General features: G+C 61.4%; 23 protein-coding genes and 1 tRNA gene. 21 read left to right on the top strand and 3 right to left on the bottom strand.

Translation table 11 applies throughout. From position 1 onward, the window contains the following. The first annotated feature begins 748 nt into the window (after positions 1-748). The gene (locus tag ASE52_RS07885) at positions 749-1,663 is read left to right on the top strand and encodes a glycosyltransferase (RefSeq protein ID WP_057224967.1); all 915 of its coding nucleotides are present in this window, start codon (positions 749-751) and stop codon (positions 1,661-1,663) included. A gap of 179 nt (positions 1,664-1,842) precedes the next feature. Here the strand turns inward: ASE52_RS07885 and ASE52_RS07880 are convergent, their stop codons facing one another. Further along, entirely contained in the window at positions 1,843-3,744 is a 1,902-nt protein-coding gene (locus ASE52_RS07880; protein ID WP_057224965.1) for a hypothetical protein, read from the bottom strand. A gap of 236 nt (positions 3,745-3,980) precedes the next feature. Further along, positions 3,981-4,937, bottom strand: coding sequence for a glycosyltransferase family 2 protein (locus tag ASE52_RS07875; protein WP_198928069.1), 957 nt, complete (start codon positions 4,935-4,937; stop codon positions 3,981-3,983). Between the two features lie 529 nt (positions 4,938-5,466). Between ASE52_RS07875 and thrS the strand changes: the two genes are divergently transcribed. The 10 genes from thrS to ASE52_RS07825 all read left to right on the top strand — a co-directional run bounded on the left by thrS (position 5,467) and on the right by ASE52_RS07825 (position 14,005). Next, positions 5,467-7,386 carry a threonine--tRNA ligase gene (thrS, locus tag ASE52_RS07870; protein WP_057224960.1) on the top strand — a complete coding sequence of 640 codons (1,920 nt, stop codon included), beginning with the start codon at positions 5,467-5,469 and terminating at the stop codon, positions 7,384-7,386. Between the two features lie 86 nt (positions 7,387-7,472). Beyond that, complete coding sequence (gene infC, locus ASE52_RS07865) at positions 7,473-8,075, top strand: translation initiation factor IF-3 (RefSeq protein WP_167539801.1); 603 nt, start codon at positions 7,473-7,475, stop codon at positions 8,073-8,075. 181 nt (positions 8,076-8,256) lie between these two features. Next, entirely contained in the window at positions 8,257-8,460 is a 204-nt protein-coding gene (gene rpmI, locus ASE52_RS07860; protein ID WP_010465963.1) for a 50S ribosomal protein L35, read from the top strand. 25 nt (positions 8,461-8,485) lie between these two features. Then, positions 8,486-8,845, top strand: coding sequence for a 50S ribosomal protein L20 (rplT, locus tag ASE52_RS07855; protein ID WP_010465961.1), 360 nt, complete (start codon positions 8,486-8,488; stop codon positions 8,843-8,845). A 101-nt stretch (positions 8,846-8,946) separates the two neighbouring features. Then, positions 8,947-9,999: a phenylalanine--tRNA ligase subunit alpha gene (pheS, locus tag ASE52_RS07850; protein ID WP_057224957.1), complete on the top strand. Its 1,053-nt coding sequence runs from the start codon at positions 8,947-8,949 to the stop codon at positions 9,997-9,999. Between the two features lie 70 nt (positions 10,000-10,069). Further along, positions 10,070-12,517, top strand: a complete 2,448-nt coding sequence (gene pheT, locus ASE52_RS07845; RefSeq protein WP_057224955.1) for a phenylalanine--tRNA ligase subunit beta — start codon at positions 10,070-10,072, stop codon at positions 12,515-12,517. Positions 12,518-12,551: 34 nt separating this feature from the next. Continuing rightward, positions 12,552-12,878 carry an integration host factor subunit alpha gene (locus ASE52_RS07840; RefSeq protein WP_035198379.1) on the top strand — a complete coding sequence of 109 codons (327 nt, stop codon included), beginning with the start codon at positions 12,552-12,554 and terminating at the stop codon, positions 12,876-12,878. 97 nt (positions 12,879-12,975) lie between these two features. Beyond that, on the top strand, positions 12,976-13,410 hold the full coding sequence (locus tag ASE52_RS07835) for a MerR family transcriptional regulator (RefSeq protein WP_010465952.1): 435 nt from the start codon (positions 12,976-12,978) through the stop codon (positions 13,408-13,410). A gap of 30 nt (positions 13,411-13,440) precedes the next feature. After that, positions 13,441-13,517 (top strand) — tRNA-Pro (locus ASE52_RS07830). A 182-nt stretch (positions 13,518-13,699) separates the two neighbouring features. After that, positions 13,700-14,005: a single-stranded DNA-binding protein gene (locus tag ASE52_RS07825; protein WP_057224953.1), complete on the top strand. Its 306-nt coding sequence runs from the start codon at positions 13,700-13,702 to the stop codon at positions 14,003-14,005. Between the two features lie 49 nt (positions 14,006-14,054). Here the strand turns inward: ASE52_RS07825 and ASE52_RS25035 are convergent, their stop codons facing one another. Then, positions 14,055-14,255, bottom strand: a complete 201-nt coding sequence (locus ASE52_RS25035) for a hypothetical protein (RefSeq protein ID WP_082606790.1) — start codon at positions 14,253-14,255, stop codon at positions 14,055-14,057. Between the two features lie 617 nt (positions 14,256-14,872). Here ASE52_RS25035 and nirB point away from each other — a divergent pair. The 10 genes from nirB (at position 14,873) to ASE52_RS25585 (ending at position 26,742) form a co-directional block, all read left to right on the top strand. Then, positions 14,873-17,416 (top strand): nitrite reductase large subunit NirB, encoded by a 2,544-nt coding sequence (gene nirB, locus ASE52_RS07820; RefSeq protein ID WP_057224951.1) that lies wholly within the window; start codon positions 14,873-14,875, stop codon positions 17,414-17,416. Positions 17,417-17,436: 20 nt separating this feature from the next. Further along, entirely contained in the window at positions 17,437-17,796 is a 360-nt protein-coding gene (gene nirD, locus ASE52_RS07815) for a nitrite reductase small subunit NirD (protein WP_225584989.1), read from the top strand. A gap of 61 nt (positions 17,797-17,857) precedes the next feature. Then, a complete protein-coding gene (locus tag ASE52_RS07810) occupies positions 17,858-19,171 on the top strand; it encodes a nitrate regulatory protein (protein WP_057224950.1) in 1,314 nt (437 codons plus the stop codon). A 342-nt stretch (positions 19,172-19,513) separates the two neighbouring features. Then, positions 19,514-20,326, top strand: coding sequence for a formate/nitrite transporter family protein (locus tag ASE52_RS07805; RefSeq protein ID WP_010465827.1), 813 nt, complete (start codon positions 19,514-19,516; stop codon positions 20,324-20,326). Between the two features lie 52 nt (positions 20,327-20,378). After that, positions 20,379-22,130: a bifunctional protein-serine/threonine kinase/phosphatase gene (locus ASE52_RS07800; RefSeq protein WP_057224948.1), complete on the top strand. Its 1,752-nt coding sequence runs from the start codon at positions 20,379-20,381 to the stop codon at positions 22,128-22,130. 397 nt (positions 22,131-22,527) lie between these two features. Next, positions 22,528-23,847: an integrase family protein gene (locus ASE52_RS07795; RefSeq protein ID WP_057224946.1), complete on the top strand. Its 1,320-nt coding sequence runs from the start codon at positions 22,528-22,530 to the stop codon at positions 23,845-23,847. Positions 23,848-23,940: 93 nt separating this feature from the next. Beyond that, a complete protein-coding gene (locus tag ASE52_RS25595; RefSeq protein WP_140426161.1) occupies positions 23,941-24,429 on the top strand; it encodes a hypothetical protein in 489 nt (162 codons plus the stop codon). A 503-nt stretch (positions 24,430-24,932) separates the two neighbouring features. Then, the gene (locus ASE52_RS25590) at positions 24,933-26,039 is read left to right on the top strand and encodes a plasmid recombination protein (protein ID WP_140426160.1); all 1,107 of its coding nucleotides are present in this window, start codon (positions 24,933-24,935) and stop codon (positions 26,037-26,039) included. Further along, a complete protein-coding gene (locus tag ASE52_RS07780; RefSeq protein WP_140426159.1) occupies positions 26,039-26,347 on the top strand; it encodes a hypothetical protein in 309 nt (102 codons plus the stop codon). The genes ASE52_RS25590 and ASE52_RS07780 overlap by 1 nt, the downstream gene beginning before the upstream one ends. Positions 26,348-26,475: 128 nt before the next feature. Then, a complete protein-coding gene (locus ASE52_RS25585; RefSeq protein ID WP_140426158.1) occupies positions 26,476-26,742 on the top strand; it encodes a hypothetical protein in 267 nt (88 codons plus the stop codon). Positions 26,743-26,999: the final 257 nt, after the last annotated feature.

Here is a 26,999-nt window from a genome sequence, read left to right as displayed (position 1 = left end):
TCCCCTCAGCCAAGTGGAGTGGGCACGAGAGTTGGTGCTGAGAAGCATCGGTTCTTTAAAACAAACACGCCCACATCCCTCTGCGGGCCATCTTGCGGGGTTTCATCGATATCCCGACTTGGAGCCGCTTCATACATGGATGTCCGGGAATGAAAAGATTCTGGCGGTTTTGGGCGAGGCGTCAGGACGTAAAAGGCTCCGATCCATCGGCTTGAGCGACATCACCGTCAACAGATCGCAACCCTGGCATGTTGATCTGCTGAGGGGGAAATACCAGCATCACCTCAACGCTGATCTGTGTTGGGGGCCTGATGGAGGAGGGGTATACAAGGCCTTGGTATATCTGCAGGCCGGAAAGAGCCTGAAGACGGTGCCCGGCGCCCATTTCTCTCGATAGCGATTCCGCCAGCGAACCTGCTGATGCCTCTCTCGTTCAATCCATCAATGTGGAAGCTGGGGATGTGATCTTGATGGATATCAGGCTGCCGCATTGCGGCTCGTCAGAAGAAGAACTCTCCCGGAGCGCGTACCTTGGCGCCGAGAAAATTTTGCTCTCTACCGTATTGGGCGCACACCGTCGGCCGCTGACAACAGCGATGGAGATCGGCAATTTTGAAAGATTGCAAGATTGGGACGCCGCGCATCCATGACAGATGCCCAGGATCATCCGGCCTCCAGCGCAGCCGTGGAACACACGGATGTTGGTCATCGGCCGCCGGTGATGACTTTCGGCTTGAAAGGTTGAGAAATGCTGCTGACCAGCATTTGGATCAACTCGTCCGGTGATGCCAATGCAGCGTCTTTGCCATATCTCATCCTGGAGAACGTCCATTCCCTTCAAAGAAACCACCCCCATATTCCCCACAAGCTTTTTGGCTATGCGGAGCTGTTTTCATTCATTGAAGAAAAATTTTCTCAAGAGGTGTTGAGGGCTTTTGGGGAGCTGAAGCCCTACGCATACAAGGCAGATCTGGCACGGTATTGCGTCCTGTATGAGTACGGAGGTATTTATGCGGATCTTTCGTATTATTTTCTGCGCTCATTGCCGATGGATGCCCGCCGCGTGGTGGTGTTTCGGGATTTCATGTGGTCTTCACCCTGGGATGTGAGCAACGGAGTATTTTCCGTGCCGCCCAGACACAAGGCATTGGAGGTCACTATTCAAATGGTCTGTGCCAATGTGCGCCGCGGCTACTACGGCAACACACCGCTGTGCCCCACTGGGCCAGCGCTTTTTGGCAAGGCGTTGGCGACCGTGTGCGAACCTCAGGATCTCATCACGGGTGTGGCGGGGTTGGTCGGAAAAGAGATGGTTGCGAGAGCTGTCCGAAACATTGAATTACCTCCCGATGAAAAGTCGCATTGCTTGATTCTGCGAAATGAAATCGTGGCCATTAAAAGAAAACGGATGGGCTCACCGGGGCTGTCGGATTTTGGAGTTGCCGATGGCAACGGATATTCCGACTTGTGGCGACAGCGCGCTATTTATAGCAGTGGGGTGGTGGCGTCTGAAGGCTTCAAAGGAGAAGCCGAGGCCGCGGATGGCGAAGAGGGGGCGGGGCTGCAGGCGTCCCAGCCCTGGAGTGTTGCTGAATGGTTTGACACGACTCCCGGTGCTCCCCCCGGGCTCTTGCGCCGGTTGATGAAAAAGTTCCAGCGCTGAGTGTGTTGCATCCCGAACGACCGTATGGCCGTGATGAAACAGATCCGGGTGCAGAAAAACAAGAGGCCGCCTTGCGGAGGGGCTTTTTTCCGCTTTCCTGGGTGTTGGGCCGGACATAGGCACTTTACCGCCCACGAACTTTGCGGTGATGCTTCTTGCAGCCTTTTCGGGGAGGCTTGTCAGTGCATCTGGAGAGGACGGGCTATTGCGGAGACGTCGCAATCGAGCGGACCCAGTGTCGAGGAAACCGTGGCGTCCTGGGTTTGGCCTGCTGGCATGGTCAGTGTCCATTCCAGGTCGTAGTAGTTGGACCCCAGGTAGCGGGTGTGTATGGCGACCAGGGGTTTTTTGTACTCTGCGCCTTGCACCGTCCAGTGCGTCTGTTGCCCGATGGGGTAGTCCTGGCCGCACCGCAAGGCAACACGCAAGATGGTGTCTGATGCTGGCGGGAGGGTGATGGTCAGGCCATCCTCAAGTCGCGCGGGCAGGAAGGTCATGTAGTCCATTTTTTTGTGCGACAAGACATTGTTTTCGGCTTTGCCGTTGAGCAGAGCACCGGTGTTCTTGACTGCGTACATCCCGCTGGAGCCCACTGTGGTCAAGGGTTGCAAGCCTTGGGTGAAGTCAAACAGGAGTGCATCCTGCTCGCCGGATATGAAATACAGGTTCTGCGAAACCTGTCCCGTGGTCGCTCGGGAGGTGCACGGCGCGTTGAGCGTTCGGTTGACGGCATTGCCCATCACCATGGGGTCCAGGCCAATGACCTGATCCTGGCAGATCCCTCGGCTCGTCAGGCTGTCGCGCATTGCATGCAGGTGCTTGAACGTGTATCCCGGGATCTTGTAATCCAGGGGTTCCAGCTTGGGGAAAAACAGCGAAGCGAGCAAGAGATCGTATTTGCCCTTCTTCTCGAACTGCGTGTAGAGGGTCAGATGGGCGACGACAATGAGGGCCAGGGATGTTGCGGCCACGGCATTGAAACGCCTGGTGGACAGCCTGATTCTTTCGCTGGCGCGCGCTAGTCCCGAGGCAGCGAGTACGGCAAGCCATGGGTGCACCACATCCAGGTGCCAGAAAGCGCCCTGGCTCAGGAAAGCCATGGAAACGATGAACCACAGCACCGTGGTGGTCAATATCCAACGGATGGTGCGCTCTCTTGCCGCAAAGACGACGCCCAACAACACACCCACCCCCATCAGGGCCAGTTGAAAGCCTGCCAGTGCGCCCAGTCCGTTGATGGCCGGCTGGATGCTTTCAATGGCGCTGTAGGGCATCAGGAAAACGTCGCGCCATTTGTCCACGTCCAGCAGATTGCTGAGCCAGCCATTGCCGGGGGATATGCCGGCGGACGCCGGGGCCGACGATAGGAGCTTGGAAATAACACCTGACTTGCTGATCCACACCCATGTCAGCCCTGCAACGAGGAGCAGGGACGCCAGTGTCTTGCGGTTCAGGAGAATCTGGTAGTTCAGCAGTGCGTAGGCCCCCAGACCCAGCAGCAGGGGCGCGGCAGAAGGGTGTATCTGCACGAGCAGGAATGCGGCCAGGGGAAGCAGCAGCCCATCGTGGCGGCGTTGGTGCGCTAGGCGGATGAACAAGCCCAGGACCACATTGCTCAGTGTCATTACCAGGGCGGGGTTCCAGGCGCTATGGGTATAAAAAGACGCAAAGATGGGAAACGCCAGCACTGCATAGGCAAGTGCGCACCTGGAGCCCAAATGCGCTTGGATTACATGCAACAGGTACCAGACCGACAGCGCAAACAGGGCACCAAATGTGATGAAGATCGCGGCCTCTGTGTCCCTGACCAGAAGGGGCAGGGCAAGCAGATAGTAAAAGCCTGGTGGCAGGTTAAAACGTTCCCCGAACAGCGGTGGGCCGTTGAGTGGCCACTCCTGGTGATGAATCAGTCTGCGTGCAATTTCCACATCGCGGATCTGGTCCGGACCATGGAATGTGATGTCAAAAAAATAGACCTGGATGGCCCCGAGTACGGCGACGAAGATCAGTGCTATCCAGTCACTCGATGTTCGCTGGGTGGTCGGAAAAGCGGCTGTCTGCATGTCTACCTTCTGGATCATCTGGTGGTTGGGTACGGTGCCCTGTCTGTGGAAGGGCAAGAGCGTACAAGAGCCGCACTTTGCTGGGTGGGGGTGAGGCCGTTCGCGGAGATTGCCTATGGCATGTCCTAGGTCTTGCGCGCGAAGGTCCAGGCGTTGTTCAGAAGGAATGCTAGACGGCTGCGAACTGGTCCCACGGTGGCGCAAAACGCGGGGTCATTGCGCGAGGATGTGCCGAGACGAGCGGCGTGGCGGACTCAATGGCTGCTTGGGCTTTCAGAAGATGGGTTCAGCGGCAGCTTTTGGGAGACGATGTAGCGGGGCCGTTGTTTGACCTCGTCATAGATGCGCGCCAGATATTCGCCGATGATGCCGAGGCCGATCATTAGCGAGCTGCCAATGATCAACAGCAGCAAGATGACAGTGGTAAAGCCGTTGATGGCTGCCCCCGACAACTTCATGTACACCGTGTGCATCCCCAGAACCACGGAGAAGGCGAAAAAGAGCACGCCAAAAATCGTGATCAGATGCAGTGGAAAAGTGCTGAAGCTCGTGACGGCAATGGCGGCGAGGCGAATCAATCCGAAGACGGACCATCCCGAATCGCCAGCGATGCGTGGCTCGACTTCGAAGGGGATCTGTGTAGACCTGAATCCCATCCAGCTGATCATGCCGCGAAAGAACACGTTGCGCTCTTTCATCGTGCGATACGCTTCGATGACCCGTTGATCGAGCAGCTTGTAGTCTGATGCGCCGTTCAGGTCATGGCCCGAGAAGGCCCGCAAAATCAGATAGAAGAGTTTTGCCCGTGCAGCAGAGAGGGCAGATTCGTCGCCCCGGCTGGATTTGACGGCTTCCACGATGTCAAACTCGCCCGTGCGCCATGTCTCGATCATGGTCGGCAGCAGGGAAGGGGGATGCTGCATGTCTCCATCCATGATGATCACCGCCTTGCCGCCTGCGGCCTCCAAGCCTGCCGAGACCGCTGCTTCCTTGCCAAAATTGCGGCTCAGGCGCAGACCCCGCAACTGGGGCAGGGTTTGAGAGATCGTTGTGATCTCGTTCCAGGTGTTGTCCTTGGAGCCATCATCCACCACCACGATTTCCCAAGTGGAGGCTGACAAAGTCAGAAATTTCTCCACCTCCCGCAGCGTGTGGCGAATGCCTGCTTCTTCACAATAAACCGGGATGACAACGGAAATCTCTGGGTGCATAAACATTCTCATAAAGCCGATCCCGGCCGAAGATCGGCTACGAGCCGGTGGTGTCTCTGCGCAGGACTTTCTCACGTTTCATGGTGCCCAAGGTCGTTGCCATGTCTCTTGCGGCTAAAAATCATCGCACAGTTTCCACCTGGATCGGCAGTGGCTTCCGCGTCGAAATTTCATTGGCCTGCGTGGCCAGAGAGCCTAGCGCCCGCTTGGCGGACGTACCTGCGCTCCCCCGATGGGTGTGGCGGAAATGCCATCAGTTGATAGGCGCAGGTGTCCTGTTTGGGCATTCAATTCCGATGCGAGGGTAAAATGGCGGAAATTCCACTGCACAAGAGCGAGAAAGGCAATCTGGTTATGACACCGCGAACTACATCGGAGATGTTGACCGGCCGTTGAGGCTGGCTGTTCGCGCCTGCACGAGATTGCATACTTCCTCCAGAAAGCGCGGACCTGTTCCGCGCTTTTTTGTTTTCTGGGCCTGGCGCGTGCCCGTACCCACTGCACTGATTGAAAAGAAAGAGTTACTCCCATGATTCACATCACGCTTCCTGACGGTTCGCAGCGCGAGTTTCCAGGTCCTGTCACTGTGGCCGAAGTGGCTGCATCCATCGGCTCGGGACTCGCCAAGGCAGCTCTGGCTGGCAAGATCGATGGCAAGGTGGTAGATACCAGCTATCAGATTACGGCAGATAGCCCACTGTCCATCATCACGGCCAAGGATGCGGATGGTCTGGAGGTGATTCGCCACTCCACTGCCCACTTGCTGGCTTACGCCGTCAAGGAACTCTTCCCAGAGGCGCAGGTGACCATCGGTCCGGTGATCGAAAACGGTTTCTTCTACGACTTTGCGTACAAGCGTCCTTTCACTCCCGAAGACTTGGTGGCCATCGAAAAACGCATGGCCGAACTGGCTGCGAAGGACGAGCCCGTGGTGCGCCGCGTGCTGCCGCGTGACGAGGCCGTTGCATATTTCAAGGGACTTGGCGAGCACTACAAGGCGGAGATCATTGCCAGCATCCCCAGCAATGAAGATGTGAGCCTTTATCGTGAAGGCAATTTCGAGGACCTGTGCCGTGGTCCCCACGTTCCCAGTACAGGCAAGCTCAAGTTCTTCAAGCTGATGAAGGTGGCAGGGGCCTATTGGCGTGGCGACCACCGCAACGAGATGCTGCAGCGCATCTACGGTACCGCGTGGACGTCCAAGGAGGAGCTGCAGCAGTACCTCACGATGCTGGAAGAGGCCGAGAAACGTGACCACCGGAAGCTGGGTCGGGAGCTGGATCTATTCCACATGGACGAGCATTCCCCGGGTACAGTGTTCTGGCACCCCAAGGGCTGGGCGCTGTGGCAAGAGGTGGAACAGTACATGCGCCGCGTGTACCGCAACAATGGTTACCAGGAGGTCAAGGGCCCGCAGATCCTGGACAAGAGCCTGTGGGAGAAAACAGGCCACTGGGACAAGTACCGCGACAACATGTTCACGACCGAGTCGGAGAAGCGCGAGTACGCGCTCAAGCCGATGAACTGCCCTGGGCACATCCTGATCTACAAGCAGGGCATCAAGAGTTACCGCGACCTGCCTTTGCGCTACGGCGAGTTCGGTGCCTGCCATCGCAACGAGCCCACGGGTGGCCTGCACGGCATTATGCGTGTGCGTGGCTTCACGCAGGATGATGGACACATCTTCTGCACCGAAGAGCAGGTGCTGGAAGAGTGTGCCAACTACACCGCACTGGTGCAGAAGGTCTACAAGGACTTCGGCTTTACCGACATCATCTACAAGGTGGCCACGCGGCCTGAGGCGCGCATCGGCACCGATGAATCGTGGGACCGCGCAGAGAAGGCGCTGATGGATGGCCTGCGCCATTCGGGCTGCGAGTTCGAGATCGCCGAAGGCGAGGGCGCGTTCTACGGTCCCAAGATCGAGTACACGCTCAAGGATGCGCTGGGTCGCCAGTGGCAGTGCGGCACGATGCAGATCGACCCCAATCTGCCTGAGCGCCTGGACGCAGAATATGTGGCTGAAGATGGCAGCCGCAAGCGCCCTTTGATGCTGCACCGTGCGACCGTGGGCAGCATGGAGCGCTTCATCGGCATGCTGATTGAGCACTATGCAGGCGCCTTCCCTCTATGGTTGGCGCCGGTGCAGGTTGCCGTGCTCAACATCACTGACGCACAGGCCGATTACTGTCGCGAAATTGCTGCAAAGCTGCAAAAAGCACTGCCGAATCAAGACCTTAGAGTGGCGGTCGATCTGCGCAACGAGAAGATTACGTATAAAATACGTGAGCATTCGTTGCAAAAGCTGCCGTACATCCTTGTCGCGGGCGACAAGGAGAAGGCCGCAGGAGCCGTCGCAGTGCGTGGCCGAGGCAATCGTGACCTCGGCGTGATGTCTGTTGAAGCGTTCGCTGAGCTGATCGCCCAAGACATCGCCACCAAAGCCTGATTTTTAGTGAAAACATGCTTCGGCGCCTGCCATGTGTGCGGTTGTAGCTACAAAGTTTGTAGTAATTTGATTGAAGGAAGATAGCCATCGCTACTGAATTTCGTGATCGTCGCCACCGTGAAGAGCGCAAGCATCGCCTGAACCGTGAAATCATGGCTCCGGAAGTTCGTCTTTCCGGGCCTGAAAATGAACCCTTGGGCGTCGTCAGCCTGATGGAAGCCTTGCGCATGGCGGGTGAGCTGGATGTGGATCTGGTGGAAATCGCTGCCACGGCGAATCCTCCGGTATGCCGCCTCATGGACTATGGCAAGTTCAAATACCAAGAGCAAAAGCGTGCGGCGGAAGCCAAAGCCAAGCAAACGGTCATTGAGATCAAGGAAGTCAAGTTCCGCCCAGGTACGGACGATGGTGACTACAACATCAAGATGCGCAATATCCGTCGGTTTTTGGCGGATGGCGACAAGTGCAAGATCACGCTGCGTTTCCGTGGCCGCGAAATCACGCACCAAGAGTTGGGTCTTGCCTTGTTGAATCGCATTCGGGACGAATTGGCAGACAGCATCATCATCGAGCAGTTTCCCAAGTTGGAAGGCCGCCAGATGATCATGATGATCGCCCCCGGTAAAAAGAAGCCTGCTGCAGCCAAGCAAGCTGCAGAAGGCGCTCCGGCAACTGGCACTGCAGCCTGAGGGTGCACTGGTTGGTGTGAAATTTTGAACGCTGCTCCTGCGAGGGGCGGTGTTCAAAAAGGCAGTGTTTCGGCGCTGCCGAGCGAAAGGCGCGAGCCTTTCGATAAAAGTGGCTCGGGGCCAACAAGTTTGCAGATCGGTTTGCAAACGCCTCACGAGCACAAAGAAAAGGAGCATTCACATGCCCAAAATGAAGACCAAGAGCAGCGCGAAAAAACGTTTCCGCGTTCGTCCCGGTGGCACCGTCAAGCGCGGTCAAGCCTTCAAACGTCACATCTTGACCAAGAAGACCACCAAGAACAAGCGCCACCTGCGTGGTGCAGTTGCTGTGCATGAGACCAATATGGGCTCTATCGCACAAATGCTGCCCGGCATGGGCGTGTAATTAACGACGAACAAGGAGTACATACATGCCTCGCGTCAAACGTGGTGTAACGGCCCGTGCCCGTCACAAGAAAGTTCTCGCCCTTGCTAAGGGTTTCCGTGGTCGCCGCGGTAATGTCTACCGTATCGCCAAACAGGCGGTAATGAAGGCTGGGCAATATGCCTACCGTGACCGCCGCACCAAGAAGCGCGTGTTCCGCCAGTTGTGGATCGCCCGTATCAACGCCGCTGCCCGTGAACTGGGCCTGACCTACAGCCAGTTCGCCAACGGCCTGAAGAAGGCATCCATTGAGATCGACCGCAAGATGCTGGCCGATCTCGCAGTGCACGACAAGGCTGCCTTTGGCAGCATCGTAAGCCAAGTCAAGGCCAAACTGGCTGCTTGAGTTCACGATGAGTGGCTATCTTTTTGATAGCTGCTTGCGCAATAACAGCAAGGGCTAGGGCTTGAAAAGGCGCTAGCCCTTGTTCATTTTCAAGAGTCGATATGAACGAGTTGGATTCCCTGGTCGAAAGCGCGACGCAACTGTTTGCCCAAAGCGCCACCCCTGCTGATCTGGAAAACGCCAAAGCGCAGTTTCTGGGCAAGGCGGGCCGCGTAACCGAGCTCATGAAGGGCATGGCGCAACTGTCCGTCGAGGAAAAGAAATCCCGCGGTGCCGCCATCAATGTTGCCAAGCAGGCCATCGAAGCCGCTCTCACGGCGCGGCGCCAGGCGCTGGCCGATGCCGAGCTGCAGGTCCAACTCAAGGCCGAGGCGCTGGATGTGAGCCTGCCGGGCCGCCAGCGCGGGCAGGGCGGCCTGCACCCGGTGTCGCACACGCTCGAGCGCATCGAGGGCATCTTCGGCTCCATGGGATTTGACGTGGCCCAGGGCCCCGAGATCGAGACCGACTGGTTCAACTTCACCGCACTGAACACACCGGAAGACCATCCTGCGCGTTCCATGCACGACACCTTCTACGTGGAGGGCGGCACTGACACCGCCCCCAACCTGCTGCGCACCCACACCAGCCCCATGCAGATCCGCCACGCGGTGCAGCATGTGAAAAAACACCGCACGCTGCTCGACGCCGGCCAGGCCATGCCCGAGATCCGGGTGATTGCGCCGGGTCGCACCTACCGGGTGGACAGCGATGCCACCCACTCGCCCATGTTCCACCAGTGCGAAGGCCTGTGGATCGGCGAGAACGTGAGCTTCAAGGACTTGAAGGTCATCTTCACGGCGTTCTGCCGCACCTTCTTTGAGAGCGACGATTTGGTGCTGCGCTTCCGCCCCAGCTTCTTCCCCTTCACCGAGCCCAGTGCCGAGATCGACATCCAGTTCCAGACCGGCCCGCTGGCCGGGCGCTGGCTGGAAGTGGCCGGCTCCGGCCAGGTGCACCCAAACGTGGTGCGCAACATGGGCCTCGATCCGGAAAAGTACATCGGCTTTGCCTTCGGCATGGGCCCCGACCGCCTGACCATGCTGCGCTACGGCGTGAACGACCTGCGCTTGTTCTTTGACGGCGACATCCGCTTCCTCTCGCAGTTCCAGTAAAGCCCGCCGATTTAGCGACGCGCGCACGCCCGGCGGCAGCGCGCCGATCCTTTAGAACAAGAGTCCGACTATGCAATTTCCTGAATCCTGGTTGCGCGAGTTCTGCAACCCACCCCTCACGACGGCCGAGCTGGCCGAGACGCTGACCATGGCCGGCCTCGAGGTGGAAGAGCTGCGCCCCGTGGCGCCGCCCTTCACCAAGATCGTGGTGGGCGAGATCAAAGAAGCCGTGCAGCACCCCGACGCTGACCGCCTGCGCGTGTGCCAAGTGGATGTGGGACAGGGCGCCTTGCTCAACATCGTGTGCGGCGCGCCCAACGCCCGCGTGGGCATCAAGGTGCCTTGCGCGCTGGTGGGCGCTGAGCTGCCGCCTGGCGACGATGGCAAGCCATTCCTCATCAAGGTCGGCAAGCTGCGCGGCGTAGAAAGCCAGGGCATGCTGTGCTCGGCCCGCGAACTCAAGCTGTCTGAGGACCATGGCGGTCTGCTCGAGCTCGATGCCGCTGCGCCCGTGGGCCAGGACATCCGCACCCACCTGAACCTGGACGACACGCTGTTCACGCTCAAGCTCACGCCCAACCTGGCGCACTGCCTCAGCGTGTACGGCATTGCGCGCGAAGTGTCGGCCCTCACCGGCGTGCCGCTGCAGCAGCCTTCGTTTCCCGCCGTGGCTGCAAAACTGTCCGACGAGCTCGCCGTCAAGGTGAGCGCGCCCGACCTGTGCGGCCGCTTCTCCGGCCGCATCGTGCGCAACGTGAACACGCGCGCCGCCACGCCCCAGTGGATGTTGGACCGCCTGGCCCGCTGCGGCCAGCGCGGCGTGTCGCCGCTGGTGGACATCTCCAACTATGTGATGTTCGAACTGGGCCGGCCGTCGCACATTTTTGATCTCGACAAGATCCACGGCGGCCTGGACGTGCGCTGGGGCAAGCCGGGTGAGCAGCTCAAGCTGCTCAACGGCAACACCATCACCGTGGACGACAAGGTCGGCGTGATCGCTGACGAGCAGCAGGTCGAGTCGCTCGCCGGCATCATGGGCGGCGACGCCACCGCCGTGTCCGACGACACCAAGCACATCTACATCGAGGCGGCCTTCTGGTGGCCCAAAGCCGTGGCCGGGCGCTCGCGCCGCTTCAACTTCTCCACCGATGCCGGCCATCGGTTCGAGCGTGGGGTGGACCCGAGCCTCACGGTCGAGCACATCGAGCGCATCACCCAACTGGTCATCGACATCTGCGGCACGCCGGACACGGCCTGCGGCCCCATGGACGACCAGTCGGTGAACCTGCCGGTGCCCCAGCCCGTCACGCTGCGCGTGGCGCGTGCTTCCAAGGTCATCGGCATGCCCCTGACCCAGGCGCAGTGCGCCGACGTGCTGGCCCGCCTGGGCCTGCCGGTGGTGCAGGGCGAAGGCACGCTCACCGTCACGCCCCCCGCGTACCGCTTCGACATCACCATCGAAGAAGACCTGATCGAAGAAGTGGCGCGCATGGTGGGCTACAACAACCTGCCCACCACGCCGCCCCTGGCGCCCATCACGCCCAAGCTGCCGGCCGAGGCCACGCGCAGCCCGTTTGCCGTGCGCCGCTCGCTGGCCGGTCTGGGTTACCAGGAGACCATCAACTTCAGCTTTGTCGAAGAGCGTTGGGAGCACGAGCTGGCCGCGAACCCCCAGCCCATCAAGCTGCTCAACCCCATCGCCAGCCAGATGAGCGTGATGCGCTCGACGCTGCTGGGTTCGCTGCTGCAAGTGCTGAAGTTCAACCTGGACCGCAAGGCCCAGCGCGTGCGCGTGTTCGAACTGGGCCGCGTGTTTCTGCGCGACGCCACGGTGCGCAACACCGACACCACCGTCGAAGGCTTCAACCAGCCCATGCGCGTGTCCGGCCTGGCCTACGGCCCGAACGATGCGCTGCAGTGGGGCCGCAAGGAGCAGGCCATCGACTTCTTCGATGTGAAGGGCGACGTGGAGGCCTTGCTGGCCCCGCTGCAGGCCAGCTTCGAGCCTGCCACGCACCCAGCCATGCACCCAGGCCGCTGCGCGCGCGTGGTGGTAGACGGCCGCGCCATCGGCTTCGTGGGCGAGCTGCACCCGCAGTGGCGCCAGTCCTGGGACCTGCCGCTGGCACCGGTGATGTTCGAGCTCGAGCTCGACGCCGTGATGCAGCGCGTGGTGCCGCAGTTCAAGGCCGTGGCCAAGCACCAGGCGGTCGAGCGTGACTTGGCCGTTGTGGTGGCTGAGCGCGTGACGCACGCTGACGTGATCTCGGCGGTGCAGCAGGCCGTTCCGGGCGGCATGTTGCGCTCGACGGTGCTGTTCGACGTGTACCGCCCCAAGCCCCTGCGTGCAGGCGAAGAAGCACCCGCTGGCGGCCTTGCTCAGGGTGAAAAGAGTCTGGCCGTGCGCCTGACCCTGGCCCGGGACGAGGCCACGCTGACCGAGGCCGAGATCGAGGCCGCGATGCAGGCCGTGGTGGCCCAGCTGGTGCAGCGCACGGGTGCGCGTCTGCGTGTTTGATGACAACGATATTGCCCAAGAGGGGAGTGATGCCATGATCGAATTTGCCGTCGAAAGCCTGGAAACACCGGCACTGACCAAGGCGCAGCTGGCCGATCTGCTGTTCGATCAGATTGGCCTGAACAAGCGCGAGTCCAAGGACATGATCGACGCGTTCTTCGATCTGATCTCCCAGAGCCTTGTGGAAGGCAAGGATGTCAAGTTGTCGGGTTTCGGCAATTTTCAGATTCGCACCAAGGCGCCGCGCCCGGGGCGCAATCCGCGCACGGGCGAGGCCATTCCGATCAAGGCACGCCGCGTGGTGACATTTCATGCCAGCAGCAAGCTCAAGGAACAAATCCAGACGGCCGCTGCTTCGTGAATTTGTGCCGTTTTTGTGACCAGAATGTTGCCGATGGCTGGCGGTCTGTGCGCGTCTGCAGTACGCTAGTCGGCTGTTCGGTTTGAATCCACAACCCATGGGCACCCCCCTCCCTTCCATCCCCGCCAAGCGCTACTTCACGATTGGTGAGGTCGCGGAGTTATGTGGCGTCAAGCCCCATGTATTGCGTTACTGGGAGCAGGAGTTCACGCAACTGCGTCCCATGAAGCGGCGTGGCAACCGGCGCTATTACCAACACCATGAGGTGCTGATGATCCGCCGCATCCGTGACCTGCTGTACGACCAGGGTTTCACGATCAGTGGCGCGCGCAATCGCCTGCAGGAGCTTGCGCATCCTGCCCGCGATGATGTGGGACCCGATGCGCCATTGGATGGACTGGATTCCGAGATGCCGAGCATGTTGGTGGACAGCGCCCGTGACCTCTCTATCGAGGCGACGGGGTTCACGCTGGACTCCAATGCAGTGCGCAAAGAATTATTTGAGATTCGTGCGCTGCTTTCTCTGAACTGAGGGTTTTTCTGCATATAATCTAAGTCTTGTCGGCGTGTAGCGCAGCCTGGTAGCGCACTTGCATGGGGTGCAAGGGGTCGCGAGTTCGAATCCCGCCACGCCGACCATTGATCGCAAAAGCCCAGAACCGAAAGGTTCTGGGCTTTTTTGCTGGCGCCGTGAAATCGGTGCCGTGAATTGCCGTGGTGGCAGGGGGTGCTCGCCTTCCCCGCGGCTCACCTCAGGTGCCCACAAACAACCGCCCTCGTTGCTACGCGCGCCCAGTGCGTCTTCGGGGCCAAGGACTCACATGATCGATGGATTGGTGTCAGGGCGCCTTTATGGCGATGCCGAGCAGCGTACCGACAAGACGGGCAAGCTCTTCACCGTGGCCAAGGTGCGCGCTAGCACGGCCGATGGCGAGACGTTGTTCGTGAATGTGATCGCATTTGACAGCGATGTCCGCGCGTCCCTGCACCACTTGCGCGACGGCGATGCGCTGGCCCTCGCCGGTAGCTTGGTGCCCAAGGTCTGGACCGACAAGCAGGGCGTCACCCGGCCTGCGCTGGACATGGTGGCGCATCGGGTGCTCACCGTGGCTGACAACGAGCATTGAGGTTCAGCCTCGGCGAGTTGCGCTGACGCCATGGCTGGGGCGGCCCGGATCAGCGAGGTTTTTTGGGGGCAGGCTCGCCTTGCTTGAACCCCAGTGCATGAAGTTCTTCTTCGCTCAAGTGCAGCTCGGTCAATTCGGGTTGCCGTGCTTCGATCGTACGCCGCCGTTCGTAATTGGTGGGAGGGCCTTTTTCCTCTTGTCGGCGATCCATGCCGCTGCGCCTGTCGTTTGTGGATCTGCGTTCTGTCATGGTGATGTCTCCGTGGTTGCGGTGGAGCTGGTCTCCTCACGGCTATCTCATCTCGATGGAGTCTGCCTCTGGATCGCGGGTTTGAAAACAAAAAAATCACCGCAGACGCTCGATCGGGCCCGAAGCGAAGGCAGGGTTCGGCACGGTGAGCCAGCATGAGCTTCCACGCAGTATGTCTTTCAGGCGTTTCATACCTCCGGTCAACCGCCAAGCATGCGTGCCGCTGCTACTGAACCTGCCTGACACGGCCCGCTTCAGGCGCTCGCCCTATGTTGGTGAGGCCGTGCACCGCATTGATGCGAGATTGCAGGGCCCACGCAGACAGCCGTGGAGCACGACCTCTCGAAAGCCCACACTGCCCCGGTTCTCAGGCCAATCGCACCCCGGCATGGATATTGCATTTGGATGGACACCCGCCGGTGAAGCTGCCTGCGGACTGACAACAACCCCTCCGCTAATGATGGCGGAACACCCGAGCGAGCCGCGGCTTATGCAGCCGGCCGCTTGGTAGTTCCAACCCACGCCCGTGGTTCCGCGGAGGGTGCGTTGTGCCGCAAGGCACGGCACATCCTGCACCCCTTGATGCGGTTCCCCGGGTTCTTGCAGGATGAGCAAGCATGAAAATCGTTCTCATTGGCCACGGCATGGTCGGCCACAAGTTCCTCGAAAGCCTGGCCGAGACCGGCATGACCGGCGTCGAAGTCACCGTGCTGTGCGAGGAGCCGCGCCCCGCCTACGACCGGGTGCACCTGTCGGCCTTCTTCAGCGGGACTTCGGCCGACGAGCTCTCCCTGGTCGAACCCGGCTTCTTCGAGCGCACCGGCTTCACCCTGCGCCTGGCGGCGCGGGCCGCATCGGTGGACCGCCGCATCCGCACCGTGACCACGGTCGACGGCGAGGTGCTCCACTACGACAAGCTGGTGCTGGCCACCGGCTCCAACCCTTTCGTGCCGCAGGTGGCCGGGCGCGACCGTGAGCACTGCTTCGTCTACCGCACCATCGAGGACCTGGAGGCCATGCAGGCATCGGGCGCCAAGTCCAAGACCGGTGTGGTCGTGGGCGGCGGCCTGCTGGGCCTGGAATGCGCGAAGGCACTGAGCGACATGGGCCTGGAAACGCACGTGGTCGAATTCGCCCCGCGCCTCATGGCCGTGCAGGTGGACGAGGGCGGCGGCCGCGTGCTGCGCGCCAAGATCGAGGAGCTGGGCGTGCAGGTGCACACCGGCCGCAACACGCAGGAGATCACCGACGGCGCCCGCGCGCGCCACCGCATGGTGTTTGCCGACGGTACCTACCTGGAGACCGACATGATCGTGTTCTCCGCCGGCATCCGCCCGCGCGACGAACTGGCCCGCCAGAGCCTGCTGGCCATCGGCCCGCGCGGTGGCGTGGCCATCGACAGCGCCTGCCGCACCAGCGACCACGACGTGTATGCCATCGGCGAATGCGCTTCTTGGAACGAGCAGACCTTCGGCCTGGTGGCCCCCGGCTACGACATGGCGCGCGTGGCGGCACGCCACATCGCGGGCGAGACCGACGCGGCCTTCGTCGGTGCCGACATGAGCACCAAGCTCAAGCTCATGGGCGTGGACGTGGCCAGCATCGGCGACGCGCATGCGAAAACGCCGCACAGCCGCACCTGCCAGTACGTGGACGAGCGCCGCCAGGTCTACAAGAAGATCGTCATCAGCGAAGACGGCAAGCAGCTGCTGGGCGCTGTGCTGATCGGCGACGCCACCGAGTACGGCACGTTGCTGCAGATGGCGCTCAACGGCATCACGCTGCCCGAGGACCCCGAGTTCCTGATCTTCCCGTCCAGCGACGGCAAGGCCAAGCCCGGCCTGGGCGTGGACGCCCTGCCCGACACGGCACAGATCTGCTCGTGCAACAACGTCACCAAGGCCGGCATCTGCGAGGCTGTGGGCAATGGCGCCTGCACCATCGCCGAGATGAAGGCCTGCACCAAGGCCGGTGCCACCTGCGGCGGCTGCGTGCCCCTGGTCACCCAGGTCATGAAGGCCGAGATGGCGCGCCGCGGCATGGCCGTGAACAACCACATCTGCGAGCACTTCGCGTATTCGCGCCAGGAGATCTACCACCTGGTGCGCGTGGGCAACATCCGGAGCTTCGCAGAACTGCTGGCCCAGCATGGCAAGGGCATGGGCTGCGACATCTGCAAGCCCGTGGCGGCCAGCGTGTTCGCCTCGTGCTGGAACGAGTTCGTGCTCAAGAAGGAGCTGGCCGGCCTGCAGGACAGCAATGACTACTACCTGGGCAACATCCAGAAGGACGGCACCTACTCGGTGGTGCCGCGCATGCCCGGTGGCGAGGTCACGCCCGACGGCCTGATCGCCGTGGGCCAGGTGGCCAAGAAGTACGGCCTGTACACCAAGGTCACCGGCGGTGCGCGGGTGGACATGTTCGGTGCGCGCCTGGAGCAGTTGCCCCTGATCTGGGAAGAGCTGATCACCGCCGGGTTCGAGTCCGGCCATGCCTACGGCAAGTCCCTGCGCACGGTCAAGAGCTGCGTGGGCTCGACCTGGTGCCGCTATGGCGTGGGCGACAGCGTGGGCCTGGCCGTGGAGCTGGAGAACCGCTACAAGGGCCTGCGCGCCCCGCACAAGATCAAGTTCGGCGTCTCGGGCTGCACGCGCGAATGCGCCGAGGCGCAGGGCAAGGACATCGGCGTCATCGCCACCGAAAAGGGCTGGAACCTCTACATCTGCGGCAACGGCGGCATGAAGCCGCGCCATGCCGAGCTGTTCGCCTCCGACCTGTCCAAGGAAGACCTGGTGCGCATGATCGACCGGGTGCTGATGTTCTACGTGCGCACGGCCGACCGGCTGCAGCGCACCAGCACCTGGCGCGAGAACCTGGAGGGCGGCCTCGACTACCTCAAGGATGTTTTGCAAAAGGACAGCCTGGGCCTGTGCGCCGAGCTCGAATCGCAGATGCAGCACGTGGTGGCCACCTACCAGTGCGAGTGGAAGACGGCCGTGACCGACCCCGAGACGCGCAAGCGCTTCCGCTCGTTCGTGAACAGCGACAAGGCCGACGAGAACGTGCTCTTCGTCGAGGAACGCGGCCAGATCCGCCCGGCGCGCGCCGATGAGCGTGGAACCGGCCCTGCCAAGGTCATCCTCATCCATCAGGCCGCTTGAAGAAGAAGGACGAGAACACCATGAGCGCACTTCCCATGAACAGCAGCACCGACTCCCTTGCCTGGACCGACATCTGCGCGGTCGACGACATCCTGCCCAGCACCGGCGTCTGCGCCCTGGTGGCCGACCGCCATGTGGCGGTGTTCCGTACCGGCAGCGACCAGTTCTTCGCCATCGACAACGTGGACCCCAAGTCGGGCGCCAGCGTGCTCTCGCGCGGGCTGATCGGCAACCTGGGCGAGCGCGTCGTGGTCGCCTCGCCGCTGTACAAGAACCATTTCGACCTGCGCACCGGCGAATGCCTGGAGGCGCCCGAGCATTCGGTGCAGGCGCACGGCGTGCGTGCCGAGGGCGGGCGCATCAGCGTGGCCGTGGCTTGAATGCCGCTGCAGGGGCCGGGCGGGGTTAGCATCTGCGTATCCTGAATCCCGGAGTCTCCGCATGCCCGATCTGGCCGCCGCGCCCCTGTCCGTTTCCAGCCTCGTGCTGCGCTCGCGCCAGCTCGAGATCGATGCGGTGCGCCACCTTGCCAGCCGGGCCGCGCTGGTGGACGTGGTCGGGCAACTGATCGAGGGGCTGCAGCGCGAGCGCGGCGCTTCGGGCGTCTATCTGGCCTCCAAGGCCCAGCGCTTTGCCGACCTGCGGGGCCGTATCGTGCAGGAGGTCGTGGCGCTGGAGGCCCAGCTGCGCGGGGAATTCGCCCAGCATGTCGAGCCTGCGCAGGGCGCCACAGCCAAGGCCCTGTCGCTGATGGCCTGGGCGCTGCTGGGCCTCGATGCGCTGCCCGCCTTGCGCAGCCAGATCGACAAGCAGGCGATGACCGCCCACGATTCGATTGCCGCGTTCAGCCACCTGATCGCCGGGCTGGTCGAGCTGGTCTTCCACGTGGCCGATGCGGCCGGGCTGCCCAGCGTCTCGCGCCAGCTCGTGGCCCTGGTGCACCTGGTGCAGGCGCAGGAAGAGGCGGGGCAGGAGCGGGCCATGGGCGCGCTGCTGTTCGCCTCGGGCCAGGGCAGCGACGCCCACCAGCAGCGCGTGCTGCACCTGATCGACGCCCAGGAGCGCAGCCTGCGCGCCTTTGCCGAGTTTGCCGATGCGGCGCTGCGCACCCGCTGGGAGCAGCAGCAACTCGCCCCCGGCATGGCCCAGCTGGAGCGGCTGCGGCGCACGCTGTGCGTGGTGCGGCCGGGTGCCGCGCTGGACAGCAACCTCAGCGACGCCTGGTTCGATGTGTGCACCGAGCGCATCACGGCCCTGTGGCAGTTGCAGGTGGACCTGGTGCAGCGCCTGCGCGAGGACTGTGCAGCGCACATCGTGCAGGCCCAGCAGGACCTGCAGGACTCCAAGGGCCTGTTGCGCGGCCTGCGCGACAACCCGCCGCAGCGCACGCACGCGGTGGACCGCTTCTTCGACATCGCCATCGCGCCGACCGCGGTGGAGCAGTCGGCAGCGGGAGCGCAGGGGGCCGAATCGGCCTCGCTGCTGGAGCTGCTGCAGGCCCAGTCGGCGCGCATGGCCAGCATGGAGGCCGAGCTCGAGGCGGCGCGCCGCACGCTCAACGAGCGCAAGGTGATCGAGCGCGCCAAGGGCGTGCTGATGGCCCGCCTGGGCATGAACGAGGAAGTCGCCTTCCGCGTGCTGCAAAAGACCTCGATGGACCAGAACCGCCGCCTGCTCGATGTGGCCGAGGCCACGCTATCCCTGCCGGACCTGGCATTCGCCCACCCCGATCGCAAGGGCGACAAATCCATCTGATCCATGGTGGTGCTTGACGGCACCGCCGTGAAGCCATTCCTGCTCCGCAGGCGCCGCGCATGCACGGAATGCGGGACGCAAGCCACCCTGAACGGCCCCAATGAGGGTACGGAAATTGCATAGAGTGCATTGGATGGCGGGCTAACGGCGGCCTGCCATCCACCGCCTGCGGTTCACCCGCAGGTCCAAGAATCGCGCATCCGAGGATAACGGCGTCCATTGCGTTCCCCATCTGCATGGGGGGCGCAGCGGACGCCGTTTTCTTTTCCTCCTTTTCTTGCGCGCTTCCCTGGGTGGATCCCCTGGGGCGCATGTCAGTCTTCCCGTCCCAAAGGAAATGCAATGGCCTACCTCGCCCCCGCCGAGTTCGTGACCAAGATGGTCGATTCCGGTGAATCCAAGCTGCTGATGTCCACCCGCGACACGCTGATCCGCTCCTTCATGGCCGGTGCCATGCTGGCACTGGGCGCCGCCTTCGCCGTCACCGTCACGGTGAACACCGGCAACGCGCTCCTGGGCGCAATGCTGTTCCCGGGCTGCTTCATCCTGCTGTACCTGCTCGGTTATGACCTGCTGACAGGGGTGTTCACGCTGGCCCCGCTGGCCGTGCTCGACAAGCGTCCTGGCGCCACCTGGGGTGGCGTCTTTCGCAACTGGACGCTGGTGTTCTGCGGCAACTTCGCAGGTGCCTTCATGGTGGCGGTGTTCATGGCCATCATCTTCACCTTCGGATTCAGCGAGGCACCCAACGCCGTCGGCGTGAAGATCGGCCACATCGGCGAGGGCCGCACGGTGGGTTACTCCGCGCACGGCGCCGCCGGCATGCTGACCCTGTTCGTCCGCGGCGTGATGTGCAACTGGATGGTGTCCACCGGCGTGGTGGCGGCCATGATGTCCACCTCGGTGTCGGGCAAGGCCATCGGCATGTGGATCCCCATCGCCCTGTTCTTCTACATGGGCTTCGAGCACAGCATCGTCAACATGTTCCTGTTCCCTTCGGGCCTGCTGCTGGGTGGCAACTTCACGGTTATGGACTACCTGGTCTGGAATGAAATTCCCACCGTCATCGGCAACCTGGTGGGCGGCCTGACGTTCGTGGGGGCCATGCTGTACTCCACCCACTACAAGACCGCGCCGAAGCGCAACGTGGCCTGAAGACCCTGCAGGGCCGGAACGGTCCGGCCCTGCGTGCGTGTACACCTGTGCCATGAGCGGCAAGAGCAACACCCACCTCGGCGTCACGCTGGGCCAACACTCGCGGGCGGGGCAGGGCGGCGTCAACCAGGACTTTCACGGCGCCATGCTGCCGGCCGAGCCGCTGCGCACCTCCAAAGGCATCGCCGTTGCGCTCGCCGACGGCATTGGCTCCAGCGCCGTCAGCCAGGAGGCCAGCGCCGCCGCGGTGCACAGCTTTCTCGACGACTACTACGCTACGTCCGACGCCTGGTCGGTGCGCAGGTCGGCGCAGCGCGTGCTCGGTGCCACCAATGCGTGGCTGCATGCGCAAACCATGCGCAGCCACGCGCGATTCGACAAGGATCGCGGCTACGTCTGTGCCTTCAGTGCGTTGATTCTGAAAGGCCGCGAAGTCCACGTATTGCATGTCGGTGACGCACGCATATATCGCCTGCATGCGCACTCATTGGAGCAACTAACGAAGGACCACCGTGTCCATCTTTCCTCCTTGGAGTCGTTCCTGGGCCGCGCGCTCGGCGCCAGCGACAACGTGGAGATCGACTATGCCTGCATGGTGGCTGAGGTCGGTGCCCTTTATGTCCTGGCGACAGATGGGGCCTACGCGTATTTCGATGCTTCGGACGTGCACCACGCGTTGTCCCGTTTTGCCGACGACTTCGACAGCGCTGCCGAAGCACTGATCACCCTCGCTCAGGCGCGGGGCGCTGACGACGACATGACGGTGCAGTTGCTGCGCATTGATGCGTTGCCAGAGCCCAGTCCCCATAACCTGCAGGTGCTGCGCGAGGGGCTGGCGCTGCCACCAACGCTGTCACCGCGCATGCTGTTCGAGGGCTACCGCGTGGTGCGTGAACTGCATGCCAGTTCACGCAGCCACGTGCATCTAGCCGTGGACGAGCGGACAGGGCAGCAGGTGGTGCTCAAAACGCCGTCTACGGCGCTGAGTGATGACCCGGGCTATCTTGATCAATTCCTGCTGGAAGAGTGGGTGGCCCGGCGTATCCACAGCACCCATGTGCTCAGGCCCCATGTCAGTGATCGACCTCGCCAGCATGTGTATGTGGCAATGGAGTTTGTGGAGGGCCAGACGTTGGCTCAGTGGATGGTGGACCATCCCCACCCAGACCTCGACGCCGTGCGCAGCCTCATTGGCCAGGTCGCCAAAGGGCTGCACGCATTTCACAACAAGGAAATGTTGCACCAGGACTTGCGGCCTGAAAACGTGATGATCGACCGCACCGGCACCGTGCGCATCATCGATTTCGGGTCCACCCTGGTGGCAGGGCTGGCACCCGCAACGCCCGGCGCCCACGAAGCACCTCCCATCGCGGGCACCTTGCAGTACACCGCCCCCGAGTGCTTTGTTGGCCAGGTGGGCACAGCCCGTTCCGATCTGTTTTCCTTGGCGGTTTTGGCCTACCAGATGCTGACGGCACAGCTCCCCTATGGCCTGCAGGTCGTACGCATACGCTCTCCGGCAGATCTGAAAGGGCTAAGGTATGTACCCGTGCGCCACCATCGGCCCGAGCTACCGGACTGGCTGGATGGCGTGCTGCAGAAAGCACTGCACCCAGACCCGCTCAAGCGCCAAGAGGCCGTGTCAGAGTTCCTGCACGACTTGCACTCACCCGGCCTGCAGTTTCAGCACAAGCGGGCTGTACCGCTCGTGGAGCGCAATCCGGTCGTTTTCTGGCAGTTCACCACGCTCGCGCTGGGCTTGGCGGTGGTGGTGCTGGTGGGCCTGCGTGTTTATGGGCACTGAGCTGTCCGACGTGGGCAGCCCTCGCGGCAACCGACGGTTGAGTGCAGGTTCTTCGACCCGTCAGGTGCCACAGCCCCTTGCGCGTAAGGGCCGTGATGTTGTTTGCCTGTGGGCGCTTCAGGAGTGCATGTTGGGTTATTCCCAAGCAAAAGGCCCCTGACTCTTGCGAATCAGGGGCCTTTATTTGGTGCCGGAGAGATGAATCGAACACCCGACCTTCTCATTACGAATGATGGGATGATTGTATTTGCCTCTGTTGAGTGGTGTAGGTAGAATCGATAAAAATCAACGACTTATGAGAAATTTACTGGATGTGCAACCAGTAAAAGTGTTGATTGAAATTCGGCAATTTCTATTGAATTTGCCTACAGATTGCCTACAGATTCCAAGGGGCGCCATGAGCAAGCTACAAAACCGGGTGAGACTGACCGCTGGCCGTGTGGACGCCTTTGCTTGTCCCGCTGGCAAATCCCAGGCTTTTCTATGGGATACCGAGGCCCCCGCTCTGGCGTTGCGCGTGACCCCAACGGGCCGAAAGACCTACGTATTTGAGTCGCGCCTGAATGGGTCAAGCCTGCGCGTGAACATTGGCACCGCCGCTGATTGGTCGATTGAAAAAGCCCGGCGCGAGGCGCAACACCTAAAGGTGTTGGTGGACAGTGGCACCGACCCCCGCGAGGTGGAACGGCAGCAGCAGGCGGACAAGGCTGCAGCAAAGGCCGCCGCAACTGCCAAGGCGCTGACCGTGGGCGAGGTGTGGCCGCTGTATCTGGAGAACGGCAAACCCAAGCGCCGGGATGCATGGAAGCCCCGTTACCGTGCCGACCTGGAAGCGATGGCGGCGCCCGGTGGCGAAAAGAAGAAGCGAGGGCAGGGCGTGACAAGGCCGGGGCCGCTGTATCCCCTGCTGGCGTTGCCGCTGGCGAGGGTGAATGAGGACACGCTGAAAATTTGGTACGACCGCGAGGCCGTGGCAGGCAAACATCAAGCCGCCCGCGCCTTGATGATGTTCAGGGGCTTTCTGCGTTGGTGCGCTGCCCGCCCTGAGTATCGAAACCTGACAGACCGTGACGCAGGCAAGGCCGCCGCCATCGTGGAGAGCTTACCCAGCAACACCCGCCGCACAGACGCCCTAGAAGCCGCCCAGGTGCCCGGCTGGTGGGCTGGTGTGGAGCAACTGAGCAACCGTACCGCAAGCGCCTATCTGCGCGCCTTGCTGCTGACGGGTGCCCGCCGTGAAGAACTGGCCGCCCTCACATGGGCGAACGTGGATTTTCAGTGGCGCAAGTTGACCATTGCGGACAAGGTGGAAACAACGCGAACCATTCCCCTGAGCCCCTACATGGCGCAAATGCTGGCAACGCTGCCCAGAGTGGGGCCGTATGTGTTTGCCAGCACCGGCAAGGCGGGGCGCATTACAGACACTCGCAACAGCCACTCAAAGGCCCTACAAAGCGCCGCAATCGAGGGCCTGACAATCCACGGGCTGCGCCGTTCCTTTTCTCTGCTGGGTGAGGCTGCGGGGGCTCCTGCTGGGGCTATCGCGCAAGTGATGGGGCACAAGCCAAGCGCTACCGCCGAGGGCTACAGGCCTCGCAGCATTGACGCTCTGCGCCCGTTCCTTGAGTGCATAGAGGCGCACATTCTGGCACTGGCCGGTGTGCAGTTTGATGCCGACGCCGACCCCGGCAAGCTGCGCGTGGTGCAAGCCGCATAAATCAGTTTTGCCCAGCTAGGCCCGCGAACCGAAAAGCGGGTTTCCCTGCCCGCCAGCTGGGACTTTTTTTTAGGGCTGCATTTTGGGGGGGCGATGAAATACACGGGGGCACTAAAGAAAACCATTGTTCGGAAGCGACTGGGTATTCTTCATACTGAGAGTGAATTTCAAGCTGAGTCGCAGCGAATTGTGGATGAAATGGTCTCGAAGTTGCCGGAGCTTTTCGCCGTTCATGAAGTAAATCAAGGGGACTGGGTCTCGTTGGCATTCAGGCTTGCACAAGCGCATGTTCCTGGTTTTAAGGTCGTTGATCCCCCAGGACGCCCCCCTGAATGGGGTCCCCATGAAAACGCCGGGTTCCGCATCGATGTGGATGCCGTTATCGAGGAAAGTCATCTAACAGTTGTTGAAGCAATAAAGATTGTGATTCGCATGGAGTCATGGGCGAAAAAGACAAGCCCCATGAATATGGGGGCCTTGGAGAGACGCTATTACTCCGCCGACCCTGCTTGGATCAAAATTGTTAAAGATGCCCGAGCATACGAAATAATGATGCGAGACCAATTTTTCGTAAGCCAGTAATTGCCAAACCTAGATAGAAAGGTTCAAAATCCAATCAACGACCAAACGCAGTGATGCGCCGGTTGTGTCAGTCGATTAATCCTGTCAACTGACGATTTTGAACACCTAACGCCGAGAGGCGCAGGAGATATGCAATGCTATCTACGACCATGCGACAGCCTGATTCGCTGCTTGTACCCGCTAAGCTGGTGAAAACTCGCCGTACTGCTACTGAGCCCCAGCAATTTCCCCGGCTGGAAATGGTTAACCGGCCCACGGTGCCCACTGAACAGGCCGCGCATTACTTGCTACGCCGTCCGCAGACGCTGAGGGGTTGGGCCAGCGCCGAAACGTTCCCTGATGGCCTGCGCCCCGTCCGCATTAACGGTCGTTTGGGGTGGCCTGTGGCTGGGATCAAAGCCGCGCTTGGGGTGGAGCAATGATAGTTTCCGCCCTCAATCGTTTGTTGCTTGCGCTGTGGTGCGCTGCCCCGTCTCGTTGGTTTCGCAAAGGAGGGCAGGCAAATGGCTGAAAATATCGCCCACTTTGCCGTAAAGAGCATTGGCCTATCCCGTGTGAATGGACGCAAGCCCTGCACTTTGTTGGAGGCCGCCCGGCACAACCTGCGCGAGATACAGGCCGAGCAAGGCGCTACAGGTCACATAGACCCGACCCGCACACACTGCAACAGCGTTTTACATGGGCCCGCGACGGCTGCCGAGGTGTGCGCCCAGGCCGAGGCTTTACAGACCGCTGCGGGCATCGTTCGCGGTAGTCTGCGCCGTGACCATTGCCAAGCCATCGAGGCGGTTTTTAGCCTTCCTCAACAGGCCGCAGTTCCTGACCCTGCAGATTACTTCGCGAAGTGCCTTGCCTGGTTGGCTGGTGCGCTGGCCCTGCCGGTGCTGAGTGCGGTAGTCCACTGCGATGAGTCGGCAAAGCACCTGCACGTGTTGCTACTGCCTGTGAAGGATGGCGCACACGTAGGCAGCGCACCTATCGACCGCGCAGCCTTGAAGCGCTTGCGGGAAAGGTTCTTTTCGAAAGTGGCCGGGCCTGCTGGCCTGAAACACGCGGAAGCGAAGGTGCGCGGGGTGGCGAAGCAATGGGCCATTGCAGCGGTTTTTCGACGCTGCGAAGTGCTGGGGCTCTCCGCTGCGAATGGGCCGCTTTGGCCCTGCGTGGTGGCATCTATAGAGCGTGACCCGACCGCCGCAATGCTGGCATTGGGAATCGACGCGAACACCATCCGCCCATCGGACAAGCCGCCGCAGAGCGAGCCCCCACCAAGGCCCATAGGGATTGAATCAAACCCCATAGGGTTTCAAAAGGAGGGGGAGAAACCTCGAACCCTATCCTGTGTAGGGTTCACCCATTCCCCACTCTCAAAACAGCCCCTGCCTGCTGTCACTTCACTTGGGAAGTTGTGGGACACAGTGGGCCGCCGTTCCCAGTGGACTGCACCACATCAAGACCGCCTGCGTGTAGCCCGCGCAGCACAGCAACAGGCTACCGCACGGCACTCGCACAAGCTGCCCAAGCAGAGACCGGCACCCGCCGTGCGCATTGGTGACGATGGCCTGACCCGGGAGCGTGACGAATACAGCCACGACCTGAGCGCGTGGGACTGATGCCCGACCGCCGCGCAAGGTTCGTTGCTCTGAAAAAAATGAAAACAATCGATGCGAATCAAACGACCGCAAGGGCTCGCCGGGTGCGGGTGGACTACATGCCCGGACCTGCTGCTGTGGAGGCTCTACAGGCTGCGCAAGGACTTTTCCCGAACAGCAACACCCAGGCGCTGATAGACAGGCTGGTTATCACGGGGCTGTCCGCGCTGGTGCAAGGCCATTGGAAGCCACCGCCGCTGTATGGCCGCGACCGCGATAAGTGGAAGCTGCCCCGCGACCTGCTGCCAAGTCCGGTGGAGTTTGGTTAAACAAAGCCCGGATACTTCGTCTGCTTGCGCATTCCGGCGATGGTGATCGGTCAGTCCGGCACCATGAACACCCACAGCAGGTATCCTCAGTCAACGGCCGCAAGCGGCCAGGAGCGGAAATTCACGATATGTCGAATACCTCAATAGCCGAGCGAGTGCTGGAAATTGCGGACAAGTACGCTACTGGCTTAGCTCCCGCGAGCGCAATTGCCGCAAGTCTTGAGCTACATCTTTCGGCGCTTGAAGGCGTCCCCAAAGACTTGCAGGACAGGCTTCATGCGTTGTCTATTTTGGTTATCGCAGAAGATGTTTCGCCACAAGAAGCGGAGGAGCTCGGATTGCTACCTTGCAGCAATTCACTATCTGAGCTTCGAAGGATTCTTCGCCAGCTTTGAGCGAGAAACAGATGAGCATCCCTGTCTGCTTTGGGCGGCGGATTCTGCCCCACGGCGAAGGACGCTATCGGGCCCTAAGGCGACAGTGGTAATGATGGCTCAGAGGCGTCAACGGTACTCAGCGCTGGTCAGAGCTAGAAATAGATGTTGTGTGTTTCTTGAGCAAGTTTTCTGGACTTCGCGGACTATCTTGCGTTGCCGGTACATTGGCAGCGATCCCTGATTGCGAAAGACGAATCATGCACATGCGATACGCA

It is taken from the genome of Acidovorax sp. Root275 (genome assembly GCF_001428965.1).
GTDB classification, from domain to species: domain Bacteria; phylum Pseudomonadota; class Gammaproteobacteria; order Burkholderiales; family Burkholderiaceae_C; genus Acidovorax; species Acidovorax radicis.
The sequence above is the reverse complement of the archived record's forward strand: the minus strand, read 5'-3'. Positions and strand labels throughout refer to the sequence as shown.